Raw genomic sequence first — 24,930 nt, 5'->3', positions numbered from 1 at the left:
CTGCGTCCCGCATTAGGTTTCCTGTGATGACCCTGCTTGCGACGCTTGACGATGCCGATGCCGACCTGACCGCCTGCCTGGCGCGGGTGATGGCGGCTGTCCTGAAGCCCGGCCACGTGGTGGCGTTGCAGGGGCCGGTCGGCGCCGGCAAGACGCATTTCGCCCGCGCCTTCATCCGCGCCCGCCAGGGCGAGGCGGCCGAGGAGGTGCCCAGCCCCACCTTCACCCTGGTCCAGACCTATGCCGACCCGCTGGGGACCGAGATCTGGCATGCCGACCTTTACCGCCTGACCCATCCCGAGGAACTGGCCGAGCTTGGCCTTGACGAGGCCATGCGCGAGGCCATCGTGCTGGTCGAATGGCCCGAACATGGCAGCCCGCTGCCCGATCCGCTGACCATCGGGCTGGAGCCGCTGCCCGATGCCCCCGACCTGCGCCGCATCACCCTGGCGGGGTCTGAGCCGCATTGGGGCGCCATGACCCGCCTGCCCGCCATCGCCCGGCTGATCCACCGCGCCGGCTGGGCCGGGGCGCGCTTGCTGCCGCTGGCGGGCGACGCCTCGTCGCGGCGCTATTTCCGGCTGGTCGAGCAGGACGGGCGCAGCGCGGTGCTGATGGATGCCTCGCCCGGCGTGACCGCGCCCTATGTCGCCATGACGCAATGGCTGCGGGCGCTGGACCTGCACGCGCCCGAGATCCTGGCCGCCGATCAGGCGCAGGGCCTGCTGCTGATCGAGGATCTGGGCGACGATCTGGTGGCCCGGGTCCTGGAATCGCGCCCCGAGCTGGCGCCGCGCATCTATGACCGCATGACCGACCTCTTGGTGCAGCTGCACGGCCACGAGCCGCCGGATTTTGTCTTGCGCCTAGACGGGCCGGAACTGGCTTATCAGGTCGGGCTGTTCGCCGAATACTACCCCCCCGCCGCCGGCGCGCCCGGCAAGGGCGCCGAGGTCGCCGCGGTGATCGAGCGGCTGCATGCCGAACTGGCTGCCGACATGCCGCCGGTGCTGGGCCTGCGCGATTTCCATGCCGAGAACGTCGTGTGGCGGGACGATGCGCCGCTGGGCCTTCTGGATTTCCAGGACGCGGTGGCGGTGCATCCGGCCTATGACCTGGTCTCGGCCCTGCAGGACGCCCGCCGCGACGTCGCGCCCGAGATCGAAGAGGCGCAGATCGCCCGTTATGTCGCCGCGACCGGCGTGGACGAGGCGCGGTTTCGTGCCGCCTATGCGCTACTGGGCGCGCAGCGCAACCTGCGCATCATGGGCATCTTCACCCGGCTGGCGCAGCGCGAGGGCAAGCGGCGCTACCTGGCGATGATGCCGCGCGTCTGGGCGGCGATCCGGCGCGACCTGGCGCATCCGGCGCTGGCCCCGCTGGCCAAGGCGCTGGAAGGCGTCCCCGCCCCCACGCCCGAGGTGATCGAGGGCATCGCCGGATGAGCCTGCCGCTGATGATCTTCGCGGCGGGCAAGGGCACCCGCATGGCGCCGCTGACCGATACGCTGCCGAAACCGCTGATCCCGGTCGGCGGCCGGACCCTTCTGGACCGCGCGCTGGCCTTGGGGCGGCAGGCGGGCGCCGGGCGGGTTGCGGTGAACATCCATCATCTGGGCCCGCAGATCCGTGATCACATCGCCGGGCAGGACATCGCCGTCTCGGACGAATCCGACCTGCTGCTGGAGACCGGCGGCGGCCTGCGCAAGGCGCTGCCGCTGCTTGGCCCCGGCCCTGTGATCACAATGAACCCGGATGTGGTCTGGACCGGCCCGAACCCGATCCGCGCCCTGCTGGACGGCTGGCGCGAGGAGATGGACGCGCTGCTGATGCTGGTGCCGCTGGACCGGACCCATGGCCGGCAGGGCGGCGGCGATTTCAGCCTTGGCCCGGCGGGCCGGCTGATCCGCAGGGGCGATCTGGTCTATGGCGGCGTGCAGATCATCCGCCCCGACCGGCTGGCCGAGATCCCCGAACAGGTGTTTTCGCTCAACCGCCTTTGGGACCTGATGATCGCCGGGGGCCGTGCTTACGGGCTGGTCCATCCCGGTGAATGGTGCGATGTCGGCCGCCCCGACTGCATCCCGCTGGCCGAGAGCCTGCTCGATGCCTGACTGGCAGAACGGGATCTTTGCCCTGCCCTGCGGCGCGGATTTCCCCGGCGCCTTCGCCGACGGGCTGATCCGGCGCATGGCCCACCGTCCGCCGCAGGACATGGCGCGGGTCACGGTCTATGCCAATTCCGGCCAGTCGCTGATGGCGCTGCGTCAGGCCTTCATTCGGCGCGGGCCGCTGCTTTTGCCGCAATTGCGGCTGATCGCCGACCTGGGCGGCGGCGCGGCCACGGCGCCGCTGGCGCGCCGGCTGGAGCTGGGCCGGCTGATCGACGCCGCGCTGCGCGCCGATCCCGATCTGGCGCAGGGGCAATCGGTGCCGGAACTCGCTGCCTCGCTGGCGGCGCTGATGGCCGAGATGCAGCTGGAAGGGCTGGACGCCCAGGCGCTGGACCGCATCGACGCCAGCGAACACGCCCAGCATTGGGGCCGGGCGCTGGCCTTCCTGAAGATCGCCGCCGGCTATTACCTGTCCGACCCGCCGCAGGACCGCGAGGCCCGGCAGCGCGCCGCCGCCGGGGCGCTGGCCGCGGCCTGGGCGCGCGGCGCGGACCTGCCGCAGGGCCCGGTCGTCGTCGCCGGCTCGACCGGCTCGCATGGCGCGACGCGGGATTTCATGCGCGCCGTCGCCCGGTTGCCGATGGGCGCGGTGGTGCTGCCGGGCTTCGATGCCGACCTGCCGCAAGCCGTCTGGGACGGGCTCGACGCGCTGTCCGAAGATCACCCGCAGGCGCGCTATGCGCCGCTGTTGGCCGAGTTCGGCGCGCCGGCGGAATGGCTGCCCGGAACGGCGCCCGACCCGGCGCGCAACCGGCTGATCTCGCTGGCGCTGCGCCCGGCGCCGGTCACCGACCAATGGATCGAGGAAGGCCCGCGCCTTGGCCCGCTGGTTCCCGCGACCGAACGCCTGACCCTGATCGAGGCCGAGCAGCCCGGCGAGGAGGCCGAGGCCGTGGCGCTGGTCATCCGCGAGGCGGTGGAAAACCGCCAGCCGGTGACGCTGATCGCCGCCGACCGGATGCTGACCCGCCGCGTGCAATCGGCGCTGGACCGCTGGGGCATCATCCCCGACGATTCCGCCGGCCAGCCCCTGCCGCTGACCGCGCCCGGCCTGTTCCTGCGCCATGTCGCCGACCTTTTCGGGGCCGAGATGATGCTGGACGCGCTCTTGGTGTTGCTCAAGCACCCGGTCACCGCGACCGGGCTTGGCCCCGATTACCGGCGCGAGCACAACCGCCATACCCGCGACCTGGAGCTGCACCTGCGCCGCAACGGTCCGGCCTTTCCCGATGGCGCGGCCTTGCGGGGCTGGGCGGATCGCGGCGACGCCTCCAGCAAGCCCTGGGCGCTGTGGCTGGCCTCGCTTCTGGACCGCATCGTGCCGCTGGCGCAGGATCGCGCGCCGCGGCCGCTGGCGGAGCGGCTGCGCGATCTGCGCGCCCTGGCCGAGGATCTGGCCGCCGGTCCGGGCGGCGATGCCGATGCCTCGGAACTCTGGGCCAAGGCTTCGGGCGGGCTGGCGCGTGCGGTGCTGGATCATCTGGCCGCCCATGCGCATCTGGGCCACGACCTGCGGCCGGCCGAGTTCTGCGGCCTGCTGCAGGACGAATTGCAGGGCCAGGCGGTGCGGCAGGACGTGGCCGCGCATCCGCTGGTCCGCTTCCGCGGCCCGCGCGAGGCGCGCACCGAGGCGGTGGGCGAGGATGCCGGGCTGGTGATCCTGTCGGGCCTGAACGAGGGGGGCTGGCCGCAGGCGCTGCCGCCCGATCCGTGGCTGTCGCGCCCGATGCGGCTGGCGGCGGGGCTGACCCTGCCCGAGCGCCGGGTGGGCCTGTCGGCGCATGACTTCCAGCAGGCCGTGGCGGCGGTGCAGGTGGTGCTGACCCGCGCCCGCCGCGATGCCGAGGCCGAGACCATCCCCTCGCGCTGGCTGAACCGGCTGGTGAACCTGCTGGGCGGGCTGCCGGACCAGCAGGGGCCGCAAGCGCTGGCCGAGATGCGGAAACGCGGCCGGCGCTGGCTGGACCTGGCCGAATTGCAGGCCCGGCCGCGCATGCGGCTGGCGCCGGCGCCGCGGCCCTCGCCCCTTCCGCCGCCGCCCGCCCTGCGCGAGCTGTCGGTGACCGAGGTCAGGACGCTGATCCGCGACCCCTATGCCGTCTATGCCCGCCGCGTGCTGGGCCTGCGGGCGCTGGACCCCTTGCGCCCCGAACCCGACGCGGCCGAGCGCGGCAATGTCCTGCACCGCATCATGGACCGCTTCCTGCGCGGCCTGCCCGCCCTGCCCGAGACGCCGCAGGCGATGAAGGCGCGGCTGCTTGCCCTTACCGACGCGGTGCTGGAAGCCGAGGTGCCCTGGCCCTCGGCCCGGCTGTTCTGGCGGGCGCGGATCGCCGGCATCGCCGACCGGCTGATGGCGGACGAGGCCGAACGGCTGGCGCGCGGCCGGCCCGTCCTGGTCGAGGAATATGGCGCAGAGGCCGTGCCCGGCCTGGACTTCCGCCTGATCGCCCGGCCCGACCGGCTGGACTTGCTGCAGGACGGCCGGGTGCATGTCTATGACTACAAGTCCGGCAAGCCGCCGACCGACAAGCAGATCGCGCATTTCGACAAGCAATTGCCGCTGGAGGCAGCCATGGTCCGGCACGGCGCCTTCAAGGCGCTGGGACCCGCCGAGGTCGAGGGCATCAGCTATATCCAGCTGGGCGGCGAGGGAAAAACCGAAAGCCGCGAGTTCAGCCCCGGTTTTGCCGAGGAAAGCTGGACCGGCTTCGTCACCCTGATCCGCCGCTATCTGGACGGCGAGCGCGGCTTTACCGCCCGGCTGGCCATGGAACGCAGCGACCATGCCAGCGATTACGACCACCTGTCGCGGCATGGCGAATGGGACACGACCGAGGTCGCAGCCCCGCAGAGGTTCGGCGATGATGGATGAGGCGACGCTGGCGCAGGTGCGGGCGGCGGACCCGCATCGCTCGACCTGGCTGACGGCCAATGCCGGCTCGGGCAAGACGCGGGTGCTGACCGACCGGGTGGCGCGGCTGCTCTTGGCCGGGACCGCGCCCGAGCGCATCCTGTGCCTGACCTATACCAAGGCCGCGGCGACCGAGATGCAGAACCGCCTGCTGGCGCGGCTGGGCCAATGGGCCATGCTGCCCGAGGCGGAACTGCGCGCCGAACTGGCGCGGCTGGGCGAGGCGGGCGCCCCCGACCTGCCCGCCGCGCGCCGGCTGTTCGCCCGCGCCATCGAGACGCCGGGCGGGCTGAAGGTCCAGACCATCCACAGCTTCTGCGCCGGCGTCCTGCGCCGCTTCCCGATCGAGGCCGGGGTGCCGCATGGCTTCACCGAGCTTGACGACCGCAGCGCGGCGCTCATCCGCGCCGAGATCATCGAGGACATGGCCCGCGAGCGCGCGCCCGAGCTGGAGGACCTGCTGGCGCTGCATTCCGGCGAAAGGCTCGACGCCTTCCTCGCCGGTCTGCGGGGGTTCGAGGCCCCCGCGGACCGGGACACGCTCTGGACCGCCTGCGGGCTGGCGCCGGGCGAGGACATGCAGGCGCTGCTGGCGGAATGCTTCGCCGACGGGGCTACGGTCATTGCCGCGCTGATCCCGCATCTGCTGAAAAGCGGCGCGAACGACCAGAAGGCGGCGGCGAAGCTGGCGCCCGGCAATTGGGCGCAGCCGGGCATGGCGGAGCTGGCGATCCTGGAATCCGTGCTGCTGACCGGGGCAAGCGCCAAGGTGCCCTTTACCGCGAAATACGACGGCTTTCCGACCAAGGCGCTGCGCAGCGGCCCCTGCGCGGAACTGCTGGACGATCTGGCGATCCTGATGGAGCGGGTCGAATCCGCCCGGCCGCGCCGCATCGCGCTGGCCCATGCCGAACGGACCTTGGCGCTGCACCGTTTCGGTCATGCCTTCCTGACCCGCTACCGGGCGCAGAAGGCCGCGCATGGCCATCTGGATTTCGACGACCTGATCGACCGCACCGCGCGGCTCTTGTCGGAAAGCAGCATGGCGCAATGGGTGCTGTTCCGGCTGGACGGCGGCATCGACCATATCCTGGTCGATGAGGCGCAGGACACCAGCCCGGCGCAATGGCAGGTGATCGAGCGGCTGACCGACGAGTTCACCTCGGGGCAAGGCGCGCGCGACCAGACGCGCAGCCTGTTCGTGGTGGGCGACCCCAAGCAGTCGATCTATTCCTTCCAGGGCGCCGATATCGCGGTGTTCGAGGCCCGCCGCACCGGCTTTGCCCAGGCCTTCGAGGCGGTGCAGAATCCCATGCAGGTGCTGGAGCTGCGGCATTCCTTCCGCAGCTCGACCGCGATCCTGTCGCTGGTCGATCAGGTCTTTGCCGGCGATGCGGCGCGCGGCCTGGGCGATCCGCCGCAGCACCGCGCCTTTCGCACCGCGATGCCGGGCCGGGTGGACCTGTGGCCGGCGATCCCGAAGCCCGAAAAGCCCGAGCCGGGCGACTGGACCGATCCGGTGGACCAGCCGGCCGAGAATTCGGAAACCGTGCAGCTGGCCCGCGCCGTCGCCGATGCCATCGGCAGGATGCTGGGCCAGCCGATCCATGACCCCAAGACCGGCGCGGTGCGCCGCATCCGCGCCGGCGACGTGCTGATCCTGGTGCAGCGCCGCTCGGACCTGTTCGCCGAGATCATCGCGGCGCTGAAGGCGGCGAACCTGCCCGTCGCCGGCGCCGACCGGCTCAAGCTGGCCGGAGAGATGGCGGTGCAGGACATCCGCGCCCTCTTGTCGGTGCTGGCCACGCCCGAGGACGACCTGTCGCTGGCCGCCTGCCTGCGCTCGCCGCTGTTCGGGCTGACCGAGGAGGAGCTTTACCGCCTTGCCGCCGGGCGCAAGCGCGGCGAATACCTGTGGCGGCGGCTGCGCGAATCGCCGCATCGCCAGGCGGTCGAGCTACTGGCCGACCTGATGGGCCAGACCGGCTTCATGCGCCCCTATGACCTGATCCAGCGCCTGCTGATCCGCCACGGCGGGCGCGAGCGGCTGATCGCCCGGCTGGGCCCCGAGGCGCAGGACGGCATCGACGAGCTCTTGTCGCAGGCGCTGGCCTATGAAAGCTCGGAGACGCCCTCGCTGACCGGCTTCCTGGTCTGGCTGACTGGCGACGATGTCGAGGTGCGCCGCCAGCCCGGCTCGGCCGGCGATGGCGAGGGGCTGATCCGGGTGATGACCGTGCACGGCTCGAAGGGCCTGGAAAGCCCCATCGTCATCATGCCCGACTGCGCGCAGCGCCGCTCCCCGCGCGAGGCGCCGGTGCTGCCCGGCCCGGACGGGCTGTCCCTGTGGCGCGGCCGCAAGGGCGAGCGGCCCGAGCCGGTCGAGGAACTGGCCGCGCTCCAGACCGAGCGGCAGCTGCAGGAACGCAAGCGGCTGCTCTATGTCGGGCTGACCCGCGCCGAAAGCTGGCTGATCGTTGCCGCGGCCGGCGAGACCGGCGCGGCCGAGGACAGCTGGCACGCCATGGTCGAGGCCGGCATGGGCCGCACCGACCTGACCGAAACGCGCCTGCTCGCGCCCTGGGGCGGCGAGATCCGGCGGCTGTCCTTCGGCGACTGGCCCGAGGACGCGCCGCAGCCGGTGCTGTCGGAAAAGCTTGCGCCGGCCGAGCCGGACTGGCTGCGCGCCCCGCCGCCGCCCGCCCCCGCAAAACTCCGGCCCGTCGCCGCGACGGCGCTGGGCGGGGCCAAGGTGATCGGCGCGCCCGGCGAGGGCGATGCCGAGGCGGCGATGCTGTTCGGCACCCGCCTGCATCTGCTGCTGGAGCACCTGCCGGGCCGCGATCCGACCGATTGGCCCGCCCTGGCCCGCGACGTCCTGGCCGATGCCGAGGGCGGCCTGCCCGGTCCCGAGGCGCTGGCGGCGCTGCTGGCCGAAGCCCGCGCGGTGATCGAGGCCCCGGACCTGGCGCAGGTCTTTGCCCTGCCCGACGGTGCCGAGCTGCTGGCCGAGGTGGCGCTGGCCGCGCCGCTGCCGGGGATCGGCACCCTGACCGGCGCCGTGGACCGGCTGGTGGTGGAGCCGGACCGGATCCTGGCGGTGGACTACAAGTCGAACCGCGAGGTGCCGGATATGCCGCAGGCGGTGCCGCTGGGCATCCTGCGGCAGATGGCCGCCTATCGCGCGGCGCTGCGGCTGATCTGGCCGGCCATGCGGGTCGAGGTCGCGGTGCTCTGGACCGCCTCGCGCAGCCTGATGGCGCTGCCCGACGAGTTGCTGGATAGGGTGATGGCGGGCCTTGACCCCAACCGCCCCGGTGCATAGCTCTTGACCCATACGCCCCGCCGGTGCCAGCCGGCACATCGCAGGAGAGCCCCATGGCCAACACCCAAGCCGTTTCCGACGCCGATTTCGACAGCGAAGTCCGCCAGTCCCCGACCCCGGTCGTGGTGGATTTCTGGGCCGAATGGTGCGGGCCTTGCCGCCAGATCGGCCCCTCGCTGGAAGAGCTGGCCGCCGAATACGCGGGCCGCGTGAAGATCGTGAAGGTCAATGTGGACGAGAACCCCGAAAGCCCCGCCGCCCTGGGCGTGCGCGGCATCCCGGCGCTGTTCCTGTTCAAGGACGGCCAGGTGGTCTCGAACAAGATCGGCGCCGCGCCCAAGGCCGCACTGAAGGCCTGGATCGACGAATCCATCTGATCCCTAGGCGCCGGGGGCGGCGCCGATCGGCCAGCCGCCCCGGCGCATCGCCGCCAGGATCCGCGCGCCCGCATCGGGCCGCGTGGCGTTGATGGCGTTCTGCTGCAGAAACCAGAACAGGTAGCGGTCGAAATCCGGCGCGTGGCTCGCGGCCCGCGCCAGCGCCTCCTCCGCGCCCAGTTCGGAGACGTTCAGCGCGATGTGGTGGAAATCGATCTGCCCAAACAGCACCGCCGGCTTGCCGAGCAGGTAGCCGTCGAAGGCCACGGCGCTGTTCTGCGTGGCGACGAAGGCGCAATCGCGCAGAAGCCGCATCGTGTCGCCGCCGATCCGCAGGTTCGGGTGGCGCGCCGCCAGCCGGTCCAGCGCCGCATGGTCGGCGGCGTCATATGCCTCGCGCGGGTGCAGCGTTGCGACGGTGGGCCGGCCGGCGGCGGCGACCGCCTCCAGCATATCGGCCGGGCTCATGGTCTGGAACGAGCGGCAGCGGCGGATATGGCCCTGCAGCGGCACCAGCACCGTGTCGCCGCGCCGGGGCGCGGGGCCGGGCAGCACGCGGGCGCGCAGCCGGTCGGCGAAGGCGCGGGCCGCGCCGGGATAGACGGCCTCGGGGTCGTGGCGGGCCCGCGCCACGGCGAAGCGCCAGCGTTGCTGGACCGGCTCGATCTGCCAGAACGGATAGTGATAGGCGCGGCGGAAGGTCAGCGCGCGGTCATGCGTCGGCGCCTCCATGTGGAACAGCGCATAGCCTTCCAGCGTCGGCGCCGCGGCGCGGGCCATGGGGCCGGTCTCGTGCCATTCGACGCGCCAGCCCGCCGCCTCGACCGTCCGGCGCAGCACGGCCATGAAGTTGAAGCTGCCCGCGCGGGCGGTCTCCAGCATCGAGCCTTCCAGATAGACGCGCAGGACGGGGGCATGGGTCATGGCCGGCAGGCTAGCGGCCGGCGCGGGCCGGCGGAAGGGGTGGCGGCCGAAAGGGATGGTGGGTTGCGAAAGCGCCGCCCGGCCCATATCTGACGCGGCAGGCTGATATCGGAGAGAGGCATGTCCGAAGAGAGATTTCCCGGCTGGCACGGGACCACCATCCTGGCGGTGCGCCGGGCTGGTCGCGTCGTCGTCGCCGGGGACGGCCAGGTCAGCGTCGGCCAGACGGTGATGAAGGGCACGGCGCGCAAGGTGCGCCGGCTGAGCCCCGGCGGCCATGACGTCGTGGTGGGATTCGCCGGTTCGACCGCCGATGCCTTCACCCTGCTCGAGCGGCTGGAGAAGAAGCTGGAGGCGGCGCCCGGCCAGCTGGCCCGGGCCTGCGTCGAGCTGGCCAAGGACTGGCGCATGGACAAGTATCTGCGCAATCTCGAGGCGATGCTGATCGTGACCGACGGGCGCGACATCTTCGTCGTGACCGGTGCCGGCGACGTGCTGGAGCCCGAGCATGACGTGGCCGCCATCGGCTCGGGCGGCAATTTCGCCCTGGCCGCCGCGCGCGGGCTGATGGAGAGCGAGCTGGATGCCGAGGCGGTGGCGCGCAAGGCCATGGCGATCGCGGCGGATATCTGCGTCTACACCAATGGCAATCTGACCGTTGAAGTCATGGGATGACGGGGGCTCTGCCCCCCGCCCGGCCTGCCCCTGGCGGGGCATGCCGGCCGTCCCCCGGGATATTTGGGCAAGAAAGAAGGCGCAAGCCGGTGCCCCTGACAGGAAAGGCTGACCATGAGTGACCTGACCCCGCGCGAGATCGTGTCCGAACTGGATCGCTTCATCATCGGGCAGAGGGATGCCAAGCGCGCCGTGGCCGTGGCGCTGCGCAACCGCTGGCGGCGCCGGCAACTGGGCGACGACCTGCGCGACGAGGTCTATCCCAAGAACATCCTGATGATCGGCCCCACCGGCGTCGGCAAGACCGAGATCAGCCGCCGGCTGGCGAAGCTCGCCCGCGCGCCCTTCCTGAAGGTCGAGGCCACCAAGTTCACCGAGGTTGGCTATGTCGGCCGCGATGTCGAGCAGATCATCCGCGACCTGGCCGATGCCGCCGTCATCGAGACCCGCGAGCGCATGCGCGAGGAGGTCAAGGCCCGCGCCCATAAATCCGCCGAGGAGCGGGTCGTCGCCGCCCTGGCCGGCGAGGGGGCGCGCGAGCAGACCCGCGAGATATTCCGCGACAAGCTCAAGCGCGGCGAGCTGGACGACACGGTGATCGAGCTGGAGGTGCAGGACAATTCCAATCCGCTCGGCATGATGGAGATCCCCGGCCAGCCCGGCGCCATCGGCGGCATGATGGACCTGTCGGGGCTGATGAAGGCCTTTGGCGGGCGGCGGGTGCGGCGCAAGGTCACCGTGGCGGAAAGCTACGACCTGCTGATCGCCGAGGAGGCCGACAAGTTTCTGGACGACGAGGCGGTGCGCGCCGCCGCGCTGGAGGCGGTGCAGGAGAACGGCATCGTCTTCATCGACGAGATCGACAAGGTGGCGGCCCGGCAGGAGGCGCGCGGCGGCGACGTCTCGCGCGAGGGCGTGCAGCGCGACCTGCTGCCGCTGATCGAGGGCACCACCGTCGGCACCAAATACGGCCCGGTGAAGACCGATCACATCCTGTTCATCGCCTCGGGCGCGTTCCATATCGCCAAGCCCTCGGACCTGCTGCCCGAGCTGCAGGGCCGGCTGCCGATCCGCGTCGAGCTGCGCGCCCTGACCGAGGAGGATTTCGTCCGCATCCTGACCGAGACCGACAACGCCCTGACCCGGCAATATACCGCGCTGATGGCGACCGAGGGGGTGGCGGTCGAGTTCACCGAGGACGGCATCCGGGCGCTGGCGCGGATCGCGGCCGAGGTGAACGGCTCGGTCGAGAATATCGGCGCGCGGCGGCTTTACACCGTGATGGAACGGGTGTTCGAGGAGCTGTCCTTCAGCGCCCCGGACCGTTCCGGCGAGACGGTGGTGGTCGACGGGGCCTTCGTCGAGAAGCATCTGGGCGATCTTTCGCGCTCGACCGATCTTTCGCGCTATGTGCTCTGAAGGGAACCGCGGCGCGGTCCCGTCCGTTGTGCCGGAAGTCAAAGGACGGGGACGCGCATGGGATATATCTTCGGAATCATCATCTTCGTGCTGGATGTCTGGGCCATCGCCTCGATCATCAACACCAATGAGAGCATGACCACCAAGCTGGTCTGGATCGCGCTGGTGGCGATCCTGCCGGTGGTCGGGCTGATCATCTGGTGGTTTGCCGGGCCCAAGGCGAATTACGGCTGAGGGCTTTTCCCGCGCCCGCGGTGATGGCATGGTTCGCCGCAAGTCGAAAAGGCGGGGGACATGCCGGCGCGGATTCTTGTTTCGCTGTTGCTGCTGCTGGCGGCCTGTGCGCCGCGCGGCGAGATCACCCTGGTCCCGGAGGCGGGCCGGGTGGGCCAGGTCGAGCGCATCTATATCGCCACCAACCGCACCCCCGACGGCAGCCGGCAGGAGGGGGTGAGCTTCGGCCGTGTCGACGTCTCGGTGCCGCCCGAGCGGCGGCCGGGCTCGATCGCCTATCCGCGCAAGGGCGCGGCACCCGATCCGCGGCGGGATTTCCTGGTCTCGGAATATGCCCGCTTCGCCCGGCCCGGGGATTTCCGCGCCGAGTTACGCCGCGCCATCGCCGAGCGCCCGCCGGGCGACCGCGACGTGGTGCTGTTCGTGCATGGCTATAACAACACCTTCGCCGAGGGCCTGTATCGCTTTGCCCAGATCGAGCACGACCTGCGCCTGCCCGGCGTGCCGCTGCATTTCTCGTGGCCCTCGCGCGGGCAGCCCTTGGCCTATGCGGCGGATCGCGACAGCGTGCTCTATTCCCGCGACGGGCTCGAGCGCAGCATCGAGATCGCCACCGAGGCGGGCGGCGGCAAGGCGATCCTGGTCGCGCATTCCATGGGCGCCCTGCTGCTGATGGAGAGCCTGCGCCAGATGGCCATCGCCGGCGACCGCCGCACGCTGGACCGGATCGGCGCCGTGGTGCTGCTGTCGCCCGATATCGATGTCGGCGTGTTTCGCAGTCAGGCGCGGGCCATCGGCAGGTTGCCGCAGCCCTTCTTCATCTTCACCTCGGGGCGGGACCGGGCGCTGAACCTGTCGGCGCTGATCTCGGCCGAACCGGTGCGGCTGGGCAGCCTGACCGATGCCGGGCCGGTAGCGGACCTGCCGGTGACGCTGGTGGATGTCGGCGCCTTCAGCAGCGGCACCGGGCATTTCAACGTCGCGACCTCGCCTGCGCTTCTGCGCATCCTGTCGCAGGCGCGGGAGCTGAACAGCGTGTTCTCGTCGGATGTGGGCGGCGGGGTCGGGCCGCTGACCCGTGCGGCCCTGCATGCCGAGCGCGCGGCGCAGATCGTGATCTCGCCGGCCTTCTAGCGGCGCAGGTAGACGTAATAGGCGCCCTCGCCGCCGTGGCGGCGATGCGCCGGGCGGACCTGCAGCACCGCGGCGTTCAGCGGCGGCATGTGCAGCCAATGCGGCACGTTGTGGCGCAGCGCCCCGGGCCGGACCGGCAGCGGCGCATCGGGCCCGCCCTCGCGCCCCTTGCCGGTGATGACCAGGACCAGCCGCCGTCCATCGGCGCGGGCCTGCAGGATGAAGCGGGTCAGCACCGGCTGGGCCACGGCCAGCGTCATGCCGTGCAGGTCGATCCGCGCCTCGGGGGCCAGCTTGCCGCGGGTCATCTGACGGTGGGTCTTGTGGTCCATGCGCAAGGGCTGGGCATGCAGCGCCTCGCGCGGGGGCGGCGACAGGTCGAGGCGGGTCGAGCCGGACCCGCCGGCCTTCGCCCCGATGCGCAGGCCGGCCAGCTGCGGCGCAGCGGCCTGCGGCGCGGGGGCGGGCTTTTTCAGCGGCTTGGGTTCGGGGATCGGTTCGGCCTGTTTGCGGGTCGGGTGCATGGGCACCGCGGTCGCGGCGATGCGGGACCACAGGGCCTTGTCCTCGGCCGAGAGTCCCCGCCGGCGCGCCATGGCTCAGGCCGTGGCGACGAGCTGCCAGTTCGGGTCGTCCTGACCCATGCGGCGGGCGAAGGTCCAGGTGTCGCGCTGCTTGCGCGCGGCCTTGGGGTCGCCCTCGACCACGTTGCCCTGGGCGTCGCGGGTGGCGATGATCATCTCGCCGACGAAGCGGACCGAAAGCTCGGCCATGCCGGTCGCCGGGGTGAATTCGGCCCCGGCCAGCGCGGTTTCGCGGGTGCCGAGGAACTGCGCCTCGGTGACCAGGCCGCGGGCCTTGCGGTCCTCGATCACCGATTCGAAGGCCTCGGCCACCGGCGGGGCCAGGAAGCCGCGCACCTCCGAGAGGTCGCCGCGCTCGAAGGCCATCAGGATCATCTCATAGGCGGATTTCGCGCCGGACAGGAAAGGGCCCACGGCGAAATCGGGCTCGACCCGCTTCATCTCGGCCAGGGCCTTGGCGGTGGGGCTGCCCGGCTCGGCATGGTCGGCGATGTCGCTGTCGCCGGCCTCGGCGGTGCCGTCGATCACGTCGAAGCGGCGGCGCTGCGCCGGTTCCTCGGGGATGCGCGGCGCCTCGAACCCGTCGCGGGTGCCGAGCACCCCGCGCAAGCGCAGGATCAGGAACACGGCGATCGCGCCCAGGACGAGGAGTTGCAGCAGGGGGTTCGACATCAACGGACCTAACGAGCTTTGTAAGGATGGTTTCCGATGCTTATGTAGGGTGGGGACCGGCCCAAGTCCAGTTTGTGCCGGAAAGAGAACATGCCAAAGGGGAAGGCTTTATGTGGCTGCTTCTGCCGTTCGTGATCCTGCCGATCGTCGAGATCGCGCTGTTCATCCAGGTCGGAGGCGCGATCGGCGCGCTGCCGGTGATCGCGCTGGTGCTGGCCTCGGCGGTGGCCGGGGTGGCGGTGATGCGCCACCAGGGCGCGCGCGCCGCGCTGGACGTGCAGCGCGCCATGGAGGATTTCCGCGACCCCGGCCGGCCCATGGCGCATGGCGCGCTGGTCATGATCGCCGGCCTTCTGATGGTGGTGCCCGGACTTTTTACCAGCGGGCTGGGGCTTTTGCTGCTGATCCCGGCAGTGCGCAGCCTGATCCTGCGGCGGATGGCGCGGGGGGTGCGGGTCACGGGCACGCGCTTCAGCTATCGCCAGGGGTATGGGGCCGAGGCGGATTTCGGCGCCGATCCGGCGGGCTTCCGCCGCCCCGGCTGGCGCGACGAGGGGGTGATCGACGGCGAATATTCGGTGCAGGACGATCCGCCCGCGCCGGTGCGCGAGGGGCTGACCGATCAGGGCGATGCGCCCGGGGACCAGCCGCCGCGCCGGGGCGGCTCCGGCTGGACCCGGCATTGAGCGCGGCCCTGCGGGGTGCTAGAACCCCGTCAGATCCGAGGAGAATTCCATGAGCGACGAGAACAACAGCGGCGGCGCCGCGCCCGAGGCCGCGAACGAGGCCCAGAATCCGGGGCAGAATCCCGCCCAGCAGGCGGTGCGGATGCAGATCCTGACGCAATATATCCGCGACCTGTCCTTCGAGAACGCGGTGGCGCAGAAGGGCCTGCCCTCGGGCGAGGTGCAGCCCGAGATCAGCGTGCAGGTCAGCCTGGATGCCCGCAAGCGCCCGGCCGAGCACCAGTATGAGGTGATCAGCAAGTTCCGCGTGCAATCGACCAACTCCAAGGACAAGTCGCCGATCTTCCTGTGCGAGCTGGATTACGGCGGCATCTTCCATGTCGAGGGCGTGCCCGAGGACCAGTTGCACCCCTTCCTGATGATCGAATGCCCGCGCATGATGTTCCCCTATGTGCGGCGCATCGTCTCGGACATGACCCGCGATGGCGGCTTCCCGCCCTTCAACATGGACCCGGTGGATTTCGTCGCGCTGTATCGGCAGGAGATCGCGCGCCGGATGCAGGCCCAGCGGCCCGCCGACCAGCCGCTGTCCTGAGGCGATCACTTCTGCGTGATTCGTGCCGTTTCGGGCCCGCGGTCGTCGGATCGCGGGCCTTTCGCCTGTCCGATCCGGCGCTGGCGCGGCCCGGACGATGCGGCTAGTTTCGCCGCGCAACAGACGGAGAGCGGCATGGCGAAGGGCGCGAAACGGGCCTGGCAAAGGATGCTGTCGGGGCGCAGGCTGGACCTTCTGGACCCGACGCCCGTGGATATCGAGATCGGCGACATCGCCCATGGCCTGGCCTTCGTCGCGCGCTGGAACGGCCAGACCCATGGCGACTGGGGCTATAGCGTGGCCGAGCATTCCCTGCTGGTCGAGGAGATCCATGCCCGCGCCAACCCCGATTGCGAGCCGCGCTGGCGGCTGGCGGCCTTGCTGCACGACGCGCCCGAATATGTCATCGGCGACATGATCTCGCCGGTGAAGGCGGCGCTGGGCAGCGAATATGGAGAAATGGACGCGCGGCTGGCGGCGGCGATCCACCGCCGCTTCGGCCTGCCGGCGCAGCTGCCCGCGGCGGTCAAGCGCGCCATCAAGCGGGCCGACCGGATCTCGGCCTGGCTGGAAGCCGTTCAGATCGCGGGATTTTCGCGGGCCGAGGCGGATCGCCTGTTTCCGGTTCCCCAGCCCGAAATCCTGCAGGGGCTGGAAATACGGCTGCGGCCGCCGCTGGAAACGCGCAACGCCTATTTATTGCGCTTTTCCCAGCTGATCGCGGAAATCGACGGCAGGCCGTAATCCCGCAAGGAAAAACCCCGCATCCTGGGAATGCGGGGGATCAGGTCAGATTTCCAGGTCTTCCAGCTTCTTGCCGGAATCCAGCGCCTCCTGCACCCAGCGCGGCTTGCGGCCGCGGCCGGTCCAGGTCAGCGAGGGATCGGCCGGATTGGCATATTTCGGCGCCACCTTGCTGCGCGCCTGTTTGGCGACGGTCAGATCGGCCAGATTGAAGCCGAATTCGCGCGCGGCGCTTTCCGCGGCGGCCAGGGCCTCGCGCTTGCGGCGGTCCTCGAAGGTGGAAATGGCGCGATCCAGCTTGTTACGCAGATCGCGAAGCTCGCGTAAGGACATGGAGTCCAGGTCGATGCTCATATCTTTATCCTTGGTTTTGGCAGTATGTGGCCCCAATATTTGCATTCCAAAATGAAATGCAATCTTTTTTGAGAACCAGATTATTAACGCGGGCTGCGTTTGGCCAAAATCCGCTGCAAGGTCCGCCGATGCATATGCAGACGCCGGGCCGTCTCGCTGACATTGCGGTCGCATTGCTCATAGACGCGCTGGATATGTTCCCAGCGCACCCGGTCGGCGGACATCGGCGCCTCGGGCGGCGGCGGCAGGGTATCGCCCCGCGCCAGCAGCGCGCGGGTCACGTCATCCGCATCCGCCGGTTTCGAAAGATAATCCGTCGCGCCCATCTTGACCGCCGCCACCGCGGTGGCGATGGCGCCATAGCCGGTCAGCACGACGATGCGGGCATCCTCGCGCGCCTCCCGCAGGGCGTCGACCACGTCGAGCCCGTTTCCGTCCTCGAGCCGCAGGTCGACCACGGCATAGGCCGGAGCCCGCTCGGCCACCGCCGCGCGGGCCTCGGCCACCGAGGCGGCGCGGGTGACGGCGAAGCCGCGTTTTTCCATGGCCCGGGCCAGACGGTTCAGAAAGATCTCGTCGTCATCGACCAGCAACAGGCTGGGGTCGGGTCCGATTTCGTAATCCTCTGCCATATTTCCTTGCCCTTGAAAGTTCACGGTTGATTAGGATGTTTTGTCCAGCCGGTCAAATCCCGGCAATTGACGCCGCGTCAATGAAACAGGCGGCGCGCTCGGCCAGTTCCGGGGCCGAAAGCTCGCGGTCGAAAACACCGACGGTGCCGGCCCCCGGCATGACCAGATAGCTATTGGTCATGTGATCGACCAGATAGTTTTCCGGGTCCTCCTGGTCATTCAACCGGTAATAGTTGCGCCAGGCCTTGGCGACCGCATCGATTTCCGCCGGGCTGCCTGTCAATCCGATCATGCGCTCATGCATGGCGCCGGTAAAATCGCGCAGCACCTCCGGCGTATCGCGCTTGGGATCGACGGTAATGAAAACCGGCGTAAGCCGCATTCCGCGCTGATCCAGGATCGCGACCGCCTCGGCATTGCGCGCGCTGTCCATCGGGCAGACATCCGGGCAATAGGTATAGCCGAAATAAAGCAGCGCCGGCCCGGCCAGCACCTGCCGGTCCGTCACCCGCGCGCCGTTCTGATCGGTCAGCGTGAAGGGCGCGCCCAGACCGTTCAGCCCGCCGGCCTCGAGTCCCTTGCGGCAGGGGGCGAAGGCATCGGCCTCGCCACGCGACAGCCACAGCCAGCCGGTCGCCAGCAGCAGCACCGCGGCCAGGCAGCCGAGGATCAGGATCGTTCGGTCTTTGGCCATCCGGCGCATCTCCGTCCGCTTGGTCGCATTGATCGCCCATCCGGCCACGGGTATCAATGCAAAAGCCCGTCCCAGTCAGGAGGCCCTTCGCGTGCCCATCGGCCTCGTTTCCCGCCGCATCGATCTGTTGCCCGGCCAGCCCGGCCCCGAGCCGATCCGCCTGCGCACCCTGATCCTGCTGCGCTGGGTGGCGATCGCCGGGCAGCTTGCGGCGGTGGGCGCGGCGCTGCTGATCGGCGCCGGCTTCTCCCTGGCGGCGGTTCTGGCGGTGATCGGCCTGGCGGCGGCGCTGAACCTGGCGCTGATGGGCCGGCCGGACCGCCGCATCTCGGCGCGCGAGGCCGCCTGGCAGCTTGGCTTCGACCTGGCGCAGGTGGCGACGCTGCTGGCGCTGACCGGCGGGCTGGCCAATCCCTTTGCGCTGCTGCTGCTGGCGCCGGTGACCATCGCCGCCACCGCGCTGCCCGGCCGGCACCTGCTGGCGCTGGGGGTGGCGACCTTCCTGATGGTGACGCTGGCCGCGATCTTCGCCCAGCCGCTGACCTTCGGTCCGGGCTGGCTGGTGACGCTGCGCGAGCCGCTGCTGGTCGGGCACTGGTTCGCCATCGTGATCGGCGCGGTGTTCTTCGCCGCCTTCGCCCGGCTGGTCGCCGCCGAGGTCAGCGCCACCTCGGACGCGCTGTTCGCCGCGCGCATGGCGCTGGAGCGGGAACAGAAACTGCAGCACCTGGGCGGCGTGGTCGCCGCCGCCGCGCATGAGCTGGGCACGCCGCTGGCGACGATCAAGCTGGTCAGCGCCGAACTGGCCGACGAGCTTGCCGAGGCGCTGCCCGAGCGTGAGGATCTGGCCGAGGATGTCGCGCTGCTGCGCCAGTCCGCCGACCGTTGCCGCGACATCCTGAAATCCATGGGCGGGGCCGGGCGCGACGACCTGCTGATCCGCTCGGCCCCGCTGGCCGAGGTGCTGGCCGAGGCCGCCGCCCCGCATCGCGGCCGCGGCGCCGAAATCAGCGTGCTGCCCGCCGCCGAGCCGCTGATCGTCCAGCGCGATGCCGCAGTGATCCACGGGCTGCGCAACCTGATCCAGAACGCCGTCGATTTCGCTGCCGAGCGCGTCACCATCGAGACCGGCGCCGACCGCCGCGATCTGTGGGTGCGGATCGCCGATGACGGGCCGGGCTTTCCGCCGGCGCTGCTGCCGCGCATCGGCAGCCCCTTCCTGACCACGCGTCCCCGGGCCGAGGACGGGCGCAGCTATGAAGGCATGGGGCTGGGCCTCTTCATCGCCAAGGCGCTGCTGGAGCGTTCGGGCGCGCGGCTGCGCTTCGGCAATGGCGCGCAGGGCGGCGCCGAGGTGCTGGTCACCTGGCCGCGCGAGATGATCGAAACCGGCGATCGCGCCGCCCTCGGCCCCAATCCGCAGATTCTGGCCTGATTTTCCTGTCGCGTTAACCACTTCTTAAAATATCCCTCTATAGTTGTATTTGTCTGGGTTGTTCAGGGATGGTTCGCGATGGTTGCGCATTTCCTCATCGCCTTCGCGGCGGCGGCGCTGGCGGTTCTGCTGGCGCTGGGGCTGATCCGGCTGGCGGACCGGCGTTTCGCCGGCGCGCAAGCCGCGCGCGGGCTGGACCGCGAGATCGAGCCGATCGTGTTCCTGTTCCGCCATCAGGCGCTGGTCGATGCCACGGCTCCGGCGCGGGCGCTGCTTGCCAGCCTGCCGGGCGAAGGGGACTGGCAGCGGCTCAGTTCGTGGCTGGGCATGCGCCTGCCCGAATTCGGCGCGCTGCTGCCCGATCTGGGCGGCGCCGCGCGCGTCGAACTGCAGGAGCGGGCCTGCGACCAGCCCTTGCGGCTGCGGGCCGAGGATCTGGGCGACGGGCTGCTGCGCCTGACGCTGGCCGATCCGGCGGCCGAGAATGCCGGGATCCTGGTCGATTCCCTGTCGCTCGGCGCCATGGAGCAAGAGCTGGAGATCCTGCGCAGCACCATGGACCATTCGCCGATGCTGGCCTGGCGCCAGGACCGGCAGGGCCAGGTCACCTGGGCGAACTCGGCCTATCTGTCCCTGGCCGAGGCCAAGGCAGAGGGGCAGACGCTCTGGCCGCTGCCGCAGCTCATCGACCTATCCGCGCGGCCGGCGCAGGCCAATGCCGCCGCGGGATCGGCGCGGCGGGTGCAAATCGACCAGGGCGGGCAAAGCCGCTGGTATGATTGCCATCTGCACGAGGTCGCCGACCAGACCGTGGCCATCGCCCTGCCTGCCGATGCGGCGGTGCGGGCCGAACGCTCGTTGCGCGAATTCGTCCAGACCCTGACCAAGACCTTTGCCGACCTGCCCATCGGGCTGGCGATCTTTGACCGCGACCGCAATTTGCAGCTGTTCAACCCGGCGCTGATCGACCTGACCGGGCTGGCCACCGGGTTCTTGACCGCGCGGCCGACCCTCTATGCCTTTCTGGATCGCCTGCGCGAGGCGCGGATGGTGCCCGAACCCAAGGATTACCGCAGCTGGCGCAACCAGATGAACACGCTCGAGGCGGCGGCCTCCTCGGGGCACCATGTCGAGATGTGGTCGCTGCCCGGCGGGCAGACCTATCGTGTGACCGGCCGGCCGCATCCCGACGGCGCGGTGGCCTTCCTGTTCGAGGACATCACCTCGGAAATCTCGCTGACCCGGAAGTTCCGCGCCGATCTGTCGCTGGGCGCCGAGGTTCTGGATGCGCTTGAGGATGGGGTGGCGGTCTTCGCGGCCAATGGCGAGCTGCTGATCTCGAACCGTCGCTATGCCGAGCTTTGGGGGCGGGCGGCGCCGGCCACCCTGGACGACCATGTCGCGATCTGGACGGAGACCTGCGGTTCCAGCCCCGGCCTTGCCATCCTGCGCGAGGCGCTGAACGCCGCCCATCCGGACGAGCCGCTGCGCGGCGCCATGGCGGGGCCGGCGGGCGGGCTGCTGTCCTGGGGGCTGCGCGGACTGTCGGGCGGACGGCTGCTGCTGAGCTTTGCCGCTCCGGTCCCGACCCTGCCGGTCGGGAGCGAGATGCCGCGCGTCGCGGAGGGTTCCGAGCCGGCCGAATCTGCCGCGATGTCGCGTGCCCTGACCGGATGACGCCCGGGCTTGCCCTGCCCGGCCGGCTGCGCTTCCCTGTGCGAAACCTGGCGGAGGCGATCATGGCAAGATTCGGGCGGACTGTTGGCACGGCGGGGCGGCCATGACGGCGAGTCCCGATCTTCTGGCCGGCCGGCGCGTGCTGTTCGTCATGGCGCTGGATGCGGAATACGGGCCGCAGCTGCGGGCGCGGATCTCGCCGCTGATGACCGGCGTCGGCCCGGTCGAGGCGGCGGTCGAGCTGACCGCGGCGCTGTCGCGGCTGGCCGCGCGGGACGAACTGCCCGAGCTGGTGGTGTCGCTGGGCTCGGCTGGATCGCGGCGGCTGGAGCAGCTGGGCGTCTATCAGGTCTCGACGCTGGAATATCGCGACATGGACGCCTCGCCCCTGGGCTTCGCCCGCGGCGAGACGCCGATGCTGGGCCTGCCGGTGCGCGTCGCGCTGCCCTTGCAGATTCCGGGCATCGCCTCGGCCAGCCTGGCGACCGGGGCGAGCATCGTCAGCGGCCCCGGCTATGATGCGATCGCCGCCGAGATGGTGGACATGGAGAGCTATGCGGTGCTGCGCGCCTGCCAGCGTTTCCGCCTGCCGCTGATCGGGCTGCGCGGGATTTCCGACGGGGCCGAGGAGCTGGCGCATCTGTCCGACTGGACGCAATACCTGCATCTGGTCGACGAACGTCTGGCTGCGGCGGTGGACCGGCTGGCCGAGGCGCTGGAAAGCGGTGCGCTGGCGCTTTAGGCGGCGGGGCCGGCTGCGGCGGAACGCGGGCCGTCCGATGCCGGGCACCGGCCGCCGGCGGCCAGGCGGCTGCGATGCCCCGGATCGCGTCGGCGGCTTATTCCCCGCCGGGGATCAGCACCTGCCCCTCGGGCCAGCGCAGCGTGGTGGTCAGGGTGATGTCGCGTTCCTCGCCCGCGGCGATCTTGCCGTTCCAGACCAGCAGCCCCCGCTTGCCGTCCGGGTCGGTTTCATCGGGCTGGGGGCTGGCCGACCAGTCGACGCGCAGGTTTTCCTGGGTCGACACCGGCACGCGGTCGATCACCCGCAGCGGCCATTCCTCGCCGGTCAGGTTCCGCACCTTCAGGATCGCGGTTTCGCGGCGTTCCGAGGATTTCGAGATCAATCCGCGGTTGCCCTCGATCTCGTCGGGGATGCGGCGCTCCAGCTTGATGCCGGTCAGCGGCCCGAAGCCCAGCTTCATCTCGTCCCCGGCAGCGGTCAATTGCAGCGCGCCGCGGCCCACCATGGCGCCGTCGGCGTGGAAGGTCGCTTCGCCCGGCAGGATCACCGCGCCGGTGGAATTCACCGTGTCGGCGACCAGATAGGCGCTGTCGTCGCGGCGCGGCACCGCCTCGGCGACGATCTCGGGCGCCAGCTCATGCGAATCCAGCGGCAGGCGCAGCGCATCGGCCCCGTCGCGCATGTCCACCGGCGTCGGATAATCGTAGACCACGGTTTCGCCCACCAGGCCGGCCAGCGCCGAGCCGGCGATCCCGGACTCGGGGGCTGCCGCGGGATAGGCGCGTTCCATCGATTCCAGGGCGGCCGAATCCATCGCGGCTTCGGCCATCGGCGCGGCCGAGCGGCTGTAGAGCTTGGCCCCCGGATCGGCGATGCGGGGGAAATCCGGCTGCAGCTCGCTGGGGGCCGACTGGTCCATCGGCCGGGCGGTGGACAGGACCAGATGCACGCCCCGCCAGTCCTCGCCGGTATCCTGCCGGACCAGCAACCCGCGATCCAGCCGCAGCTTGCCTTCCTTGCGCTGCAAGGACAGGTCGTAGACCGGTTGCCAGCTGGCGCGATCGGTCAGGCTGGTGATGCGGATCCGGGCCGGCTGGCCCTGTCCCTGCACGGCGATTACCAGCGCGCCGCGATCCGCGTCCGGGCCGCGCAGCGCCGCGAGCCGGGCCTCGGCGCGGGCCAGGTCCTCGGCCAATTCCTCGCGTCCCGCATCGGCGGCTTCGGCTTCGAGCCCGGCGCGGATGGCGGTCTGGCGCGCCTGCAGCAGCTGCTCGCCCACCACGCGGGTCAGCGCGGCGATGTCGCCGGTGCCGGCGGCGTCGGATTCGGCCAGCTTCATCAGGAAGGCGATGGTGTCCTCGGCCGCCTCGGCCCGGGCCTTGATCCCCGCCACGCCGGCGTCGCGTTCGGCCAGCGCGGCCTTGAGGCGGCGGACCTCGTCCTCGGCGGCGCGCAGCTCGGGGGATTTTTCCGGGGTTTCGGGCAGGGCGCGTTCCTGCTGGAAGCCGGTCGCGCCGATCACCGCGCCCTCGGCGGCGATGCGCAGGCTGGCGGGGTCGATGCCTTCGGGAATGCCGGGGATCACCAGCTCATGCGCGCCGGCGGGCAGGTCCAGGCTGGCCTCGCGGGTGACGCCGGCGCCCCAGGGATAGACGGTGACCCCTGTCACGCGCGCTGTCGTCTCGATACGGTCGGCCAGGGCGGGGCCGGCCAGCAGGATGGCGGTGGAAATCAGCAGATGGCGCATCGGACCCCCTCGTCATGACCCGGCCAAGGTCCGCGAGGGAGGCGGGAAATGCAAGAGGGCGTCCCGGCGAAACCCGCCGGGACGCCCTCGCATATCCCTATCGGATCAGCCCTTCTTCAGGCAGCGATTGCCCAGAAGCTCGGCGATCTGCACCGCGTTCAGCGCCGCGCCCTTGCGCAGGTTGTCGCTGACGATCCACATGTTCAGGCCGTTCTCCACCGTCACGTCCTGGCGGATGCGGCTGACGAAGGTGGCGAAGTCGCCGACGCATTCCACCGGGGTCGAGTAGCCGCCGGGCTCGCGCTTGTCGATGACCAGCACGCCCGGCGCCTCGCGCAGGATGTCGCGGGCCTCGTCCTCGTCCAGGAAATCCTCGAACTCGATATTCACCGATTCCGAATGCCCGACAAAGACCGGCACGCGCACGCAGGTCGCCGTGACCTTGATCGCCGGATCGACGATCTTCTTGGTCTCGACCACCATCTTCCATTCTTCCTTGGTGTCGCCGCTGTCCATGAACACGTCGATCTGCGGGATCACGTTGAAGGCGATCTGCTTCTGGAACTTCTTCGGCTCGACCTCCTGACCCGGGACATAGACGCCCTTGGTCTGGTTCCACAGCTCGTCCATGCCCTCTTTCCCGGCGCCCGAGACCGACTGGTAGGTCGAGACGACGACGCGCTTGATCCGGGCGCGGTCATGCAGCGGCTTCAGCGCCACCACCATCTGCGCGGTCGAACAGTTGGGATTGGCGATGATCATCTTGTTGCGGTAATCCTCGACCGCGTCCGGGTTCACCTCGGGGACGACCAGCGGGATTTCGGGGTCGTAGCGATAGAGCGAGGAGTTGTCGATCACCACGCAGCCCTGCGAGGCGGCGATCGGCGCATAGGTCTTGGTCGCGTCCGAGCCGATGGCGAACAGCGCGATGTCGTAGCCGGCGAAGTCGAACCCCTCGATGTCCTTGCATTTCAGGGTCTTGTCGCCATAGCTGACCTCAGTGCCAAGGCTCCGGCGCGAAGCCAGAGCGACAACCTCATCAGCAGGAAACTGGCGCTCGGCCAGGATGTTCAGCATTTCACGGCCCACGTTCCCCGTGGCGCCGGCGACAACGACCTTGTAGCCCATTGGGGTCTCCTTCAACAAAGGACGCCGCGATATAGGGGGTATTGCGGCAAAGGGAAAGCGAG

General features: G+C 70.4%; 23 protein-coding genes. 15 read left to right on the top strand and 8 right to left on the bottom strand.

The features are described from left to right. Nucleotides 1-26: 26 nt before the first annotated feature. From tsaE to trxA, 5 genes are read left to right on the top strand one after another with little or no spacing between them, the layout of a single operon-like run. Entirely contained in the window at nucleotides 27-1,445 is a 1,419-nt protein-coding gene (gene tsaE, locus PARJ55_RS0103380; RefSeq protein ID WP_028711722.1) for a tRNA (adenosine(37)-N6)-threonylcarbamoyltransferase complex ATPase subunit type 1 TsaE, read from the top strand. Then, a complete protein-coding gene (locus tag PARJ55_RS0103375) occupies nucleotides 1,442-2,113 on the top strand; it encodes a nucleotidyltransferase family protein (RefSeq protein ID WP_028711721.1) in 672 nt (223 codons plus the stop codon). The genes tsaE and PARJ55_RS0103375 overlap by 4 nt, the downstream gene beginning before the upstream one ends. Continuing rightward, complete coding sequence (gene addB, locus PARJ55_RS0103370) at nucleotides 2,106-5,048, top strand: double-strand break repair protein AddB (RefSeq protein ID WP_028711720.1); 2,943 nt, start codon at nucleotides 2,106-2,108, stop codon at nucleotides 5,046-5,048. The genes PARJ55_RS0103375 and addB overlap by 8 nt, the downstream gene beginning before the upstream one ends. Beyond that, on the top strand, nucleotides 5,038-8,412 hold the full coding sequence (gene addA / locus PARJ55_RS0103365; RefSeq protein ID WP_028711719.1) for a double-strand break repair helicase AddA: 3,375 nt from the start codon (nucleotides 5,038-5,040) through the stop codon (nucleotides 8,410-8,412). Before addB ends, addA begins: the two co-directional genes overlap by 11 nt. A gap of 53 nt (nucleotides 8,413-8,465) precedes the next feature. After that, complete coding sequence (trxA, locus tag PARJ55_RS0103360) at nucleotides 8,466-8,789, top strand: thioredoxin (RefSeq protein ID WP_028711718.1); 324 nt, start codon at nucleotides 8,466-8,468, stop codon at nucleotides 8,787-8,789. A gap of 3 nt (nucleotides 8,790-8,792) precedes the next feature. Here the strand turns inward: trxA and PARJ55_RS0103355 are convergent, their stop codons facing one another. Further along, nucleotides 8,793-9,713: a hypothetical protein gene (locus tag PARJ55_RS0103355; RefSeq protein ID WP_028711717.1), complete on the bottom strand. Its 921-nt coding sequence runs from the start codon at nucleotides 9,711-9,713 to the stop codon at nucleotides 8,793-8,795. 120 nt (nucleotides 9,714-9,833) lie between these two features. Here PARJ55_RS0103355 and hslV point away from each other — a divergent pair, with 120 nt between their 5' ends. From hslV to PARJ55_RS0103335, 4 genes are all read left to right on the top strand, one after another. Then, entirely contained in the window at nucleotides 9,834-10,388 is a 555-nt protein-coding gene (hslV, locus tag PARJ55_RS0103350; RefSeq protein WP_028711716.1) for an ATP-dependent protease subunit HslV, read from the top strand. A gap of 114 nt (nucleotides 10,389-10,502) precedes the next feature. Then, nucleotides 10,503-11,807, top strand: coding sequence for an ATP-dependent protease ATPase subunit HslU (hslU, locus tag PARJ55_RS0103345; RefSeq protein ID WP_028711715.1), 1,305 nt, complete (start codon nucleotides 10,503-10,505; stop codon nucleotides 11,805-11,807). A 57-nt stretch (nucleotides 11,808-11,864) separates the two neighbouring features. After that, entirely contained in the window at nucleotides 11,865-12,041 is a 177-nt protein-coding gene (locus PARJ55_RS23200) for a PLD nuclease N-terminal domain-containing protein (protein WP_084637765.1), read from the top strand. Between the two features lie 60 nt (nucleotides 12,042-12,101). Then, complete coding sequence (locus PARJ55_RS0103335; protein ID WP_028711714.1) at nucleotides 12,102-13,175, top strand: alpha/beta hydrolase; 1,074 nt, start codon at nucleotides 12,102-12,104, stop codon at nucleotides 13,173-13,175. Here the strand turns inward: PARJ55_RS0103335 and PARJ55_RS0103330 are convergent. Continuing rightward, the gene (locus tag PARJ55_RS0103330) at nucleotides 13,172-13,771 is read right to left on the bottom strand and encodes a Smr/MutS family protein (RefSeq protein ID WP_028711713.1); all 600 of its coding nucleotides are present in this window, start codon (nucleotides 13,769-13,771) and stop codon (nucleotides 13,172-13,174) included. The two genes, PARJ55_RS0103335 and PARJ55_RS0103330, sit on opposite strands and share 4 nt — an antisense overlap. 3 nt (nucleotides 13,772-13,774) lie before the next feature. After that, the gene (locus PARJ55_RS0103325; protein ID WP_028711712.1) at nucleotides 13,775-14,431 is read right to left on the bottom strand and encodes a Tim44/TimA family putative adaptor protein; all 657 of its coding nucleotides are present in this window, start codon (nucleotides 14,429-14,431) and stop codon (nucleotides 13,775-13,777) included. Nucleotides 14,432-14,541: 110 nt separating this feature from the next. Between PARJ55_RS0103325 and PARJ55_RS0103320 the strand changes: the two genes are divergently transcribed. The 3 genes from PARJ55_RS0103320 to PARJ55_RS0103310 all read left to right on the top strand — a co-directional run bounded on the left by PARJ55_RS0103320 (nucleotide 14,542) and on the right by PARJ55_RS0103310 (nucleotide 16,456). Further along, the gene (locus tag PARJ55_RS0103320; protein ID WP_028711711.1) at nucleotides 14,542-15,117 is read left to right on the top strand and encodes an FxsA family protein; all 576 of its coding nucleotides are present in this window, start codon (nucleotides 14,542-14,544) and stop codon (nucleotides 15,115-15,117) included. Between the two features lie 49 nt (nucleotides 15,118-15,166). Then, on the top strand, nucleotides 15,167-15,712 hold the full coding sequence (gene secB, locus PARJ55_RS0103315; RefSeq protein WP_028711710.1) for a protein-export chaperone SecB: 546 nt from the start codon (nucleotides 15,167-15,169) through the stop codon (nucleotides 15,710-15,712). A 135-nt stretch (nucleotides 15,713-15,847) separates the two neighbouring features. Continuing rightward, complete coding sequence (locus PARJ55_RS0103310) at nucleotides 15,848-16,456, top strand: HD domain-containing protein (RefSeq protein WP_028711709.1); 609 nt, start codon at nucleotides 15,848-15,850, stop codon at nucleotides 16,454-16,456. A 45-nt stretch (nucleotides 16,457-16,501) separates the two neighbouring features. On the opposite strand, the gene PARJ55_RS0103305 is transcribed toward PARJ55_RS0103310, so the two are convergent. From PARJ55_RS0103305 to PARJ55_RS0103295, 3 genes are all read right to left on the bottom strand, one after another. After that, a complete protein-coding gene (locus PARJ55_RS0103305; RefSeq protein WP_028711708.1) occupies nucleotides 16,502-16,810 on the bottom strand; it encodes an H-NS family nucleoid-associated regulatory protein in 309 nt (102 codons plus the stop codon). A gap of 83 nt (nucleotides 16,811-16,893) precedes the next feature. After that, nucleotides 16,894-17,442, bottom strand: coding sequence for an ActR/PrrA/RegA family redox response regulator transcription factor (locus PARJ55_RS0103300; protein ID WP_028711707.1), 549 nt, complete (start codon nucleotides 17,440-17,442; stop codon nucleotides 16,894-16,896). 52 nt (nucleotides 17,443-17,494) lie between these two features. Next, nucleotides 17,495-18,136, bottom strand: coding sequence for an SCO family protein (locus PARJ55_RS0103295; protein ID WP_036713763.1), 642 nt, complete (start codon nucleotides 18,134-18,136; stop codon nucleotides 17,495-17,497). A 91-nt stretch (nucleotides 18,137-18,227) separates the two neighbouring features. Between PARJ55_RS0103295 and PARJ55_RS0103290 the strand changes: the two genes are divergently transcribed. The 3 genes from PARJ55_RS0103290 (at nucleotide 18,228) to PARJ55_RS0103280 (ending at nucleotide 21,990) form a co-directional block, all read left to right on the top strand. Beyond that, a complete protein-coding gene (locus PARJ55_RS0103290) occupies nucleotides 18,228-19,571 on the top strand; it encodes an ActS/PrrB/RegB family redox-sensitive histidine kinase (RefSeq protein WP_084637773.1) in 1,344 nt (447 codons plus the stop codon). 78 nt (nucleotides 19,572-19,649) lie between these two features. Then, the gene (locus tag PARJ55_RS0103285; protein ID WP_028711704.1) at nucleotides 19,650-21,248 is read left to right on the top strand and encodes a PAS-domain containing protein; all 1,599 of its coding nucleotides are present in this window, start codon (nucleotides 19,650-19,652) and stop codon (nucleotides 21,246-21,248) included. Nucleotides 21,249-21,351: 103 nt separating this feature from the next. Further along, complete coding sequence (locus tag PARJ55_RS0103280; protein WP_028711703.1) at nucleotides 21,352-21,990, top strand: 5'-methylthioadenosine/S-adenosylhomocysteine nucleosidase; 639 nt, start codon at nucleotides 21,352-21,354, stop codon at nucleotides 21,988-21,990. Nucleotides 21,991-22,087: 97 nt separating this feature from the next. Here PARJ55_RS0103280 and PARJ55_RS0103275 read toward each other — a convergent pair whose 3' ends face one another. Further along, complete coding sequence (locus PARJ55_RS0103275) at nucleotides 22,088-23,740, bottom strand: DUF4139 domain-containing protein (RefSeq protein WP_028711702.1); 1,653 nt, start codon at nucleotides 23,738-23,740, stop codon at nucleotides 22,088-22,090. Nucleotides 23,741-23,845: 105 nt separating this feature from the next. Then, nucleotides 23,846-24,868 carry an aspartate-semialdehyde dehydrogenase gene (locus PARJ55_RS0103270; protein ID WP_028711701.1) on the bottom strand — a complete coding sequence of 341 codons (1,023 nt, stop codon included), beginning with the start codon at nucleotides 24,866-24,868 and terminating at the stop codon, nucleotides 23,846-23,848. Nucleotides 24,869-24,930 lie beyond the last annotated feature (62 nt).

The sequence above is a fragment of the Paracoccus sp. J55 genome, assembly GCF_000513975.1.
In the GTDB taxonomy this organism is placed as follows: domain Bacteria; phylum Pseudomonadota; class Alphaproteobacteria; order Rhodobacterales; family Rhodobacteraceae; genus Paracoccus.
Note: the sequence above shows the minus strand (reverse complement) of the source record. Positions and strands in the feature narration are given on the sequence as shown.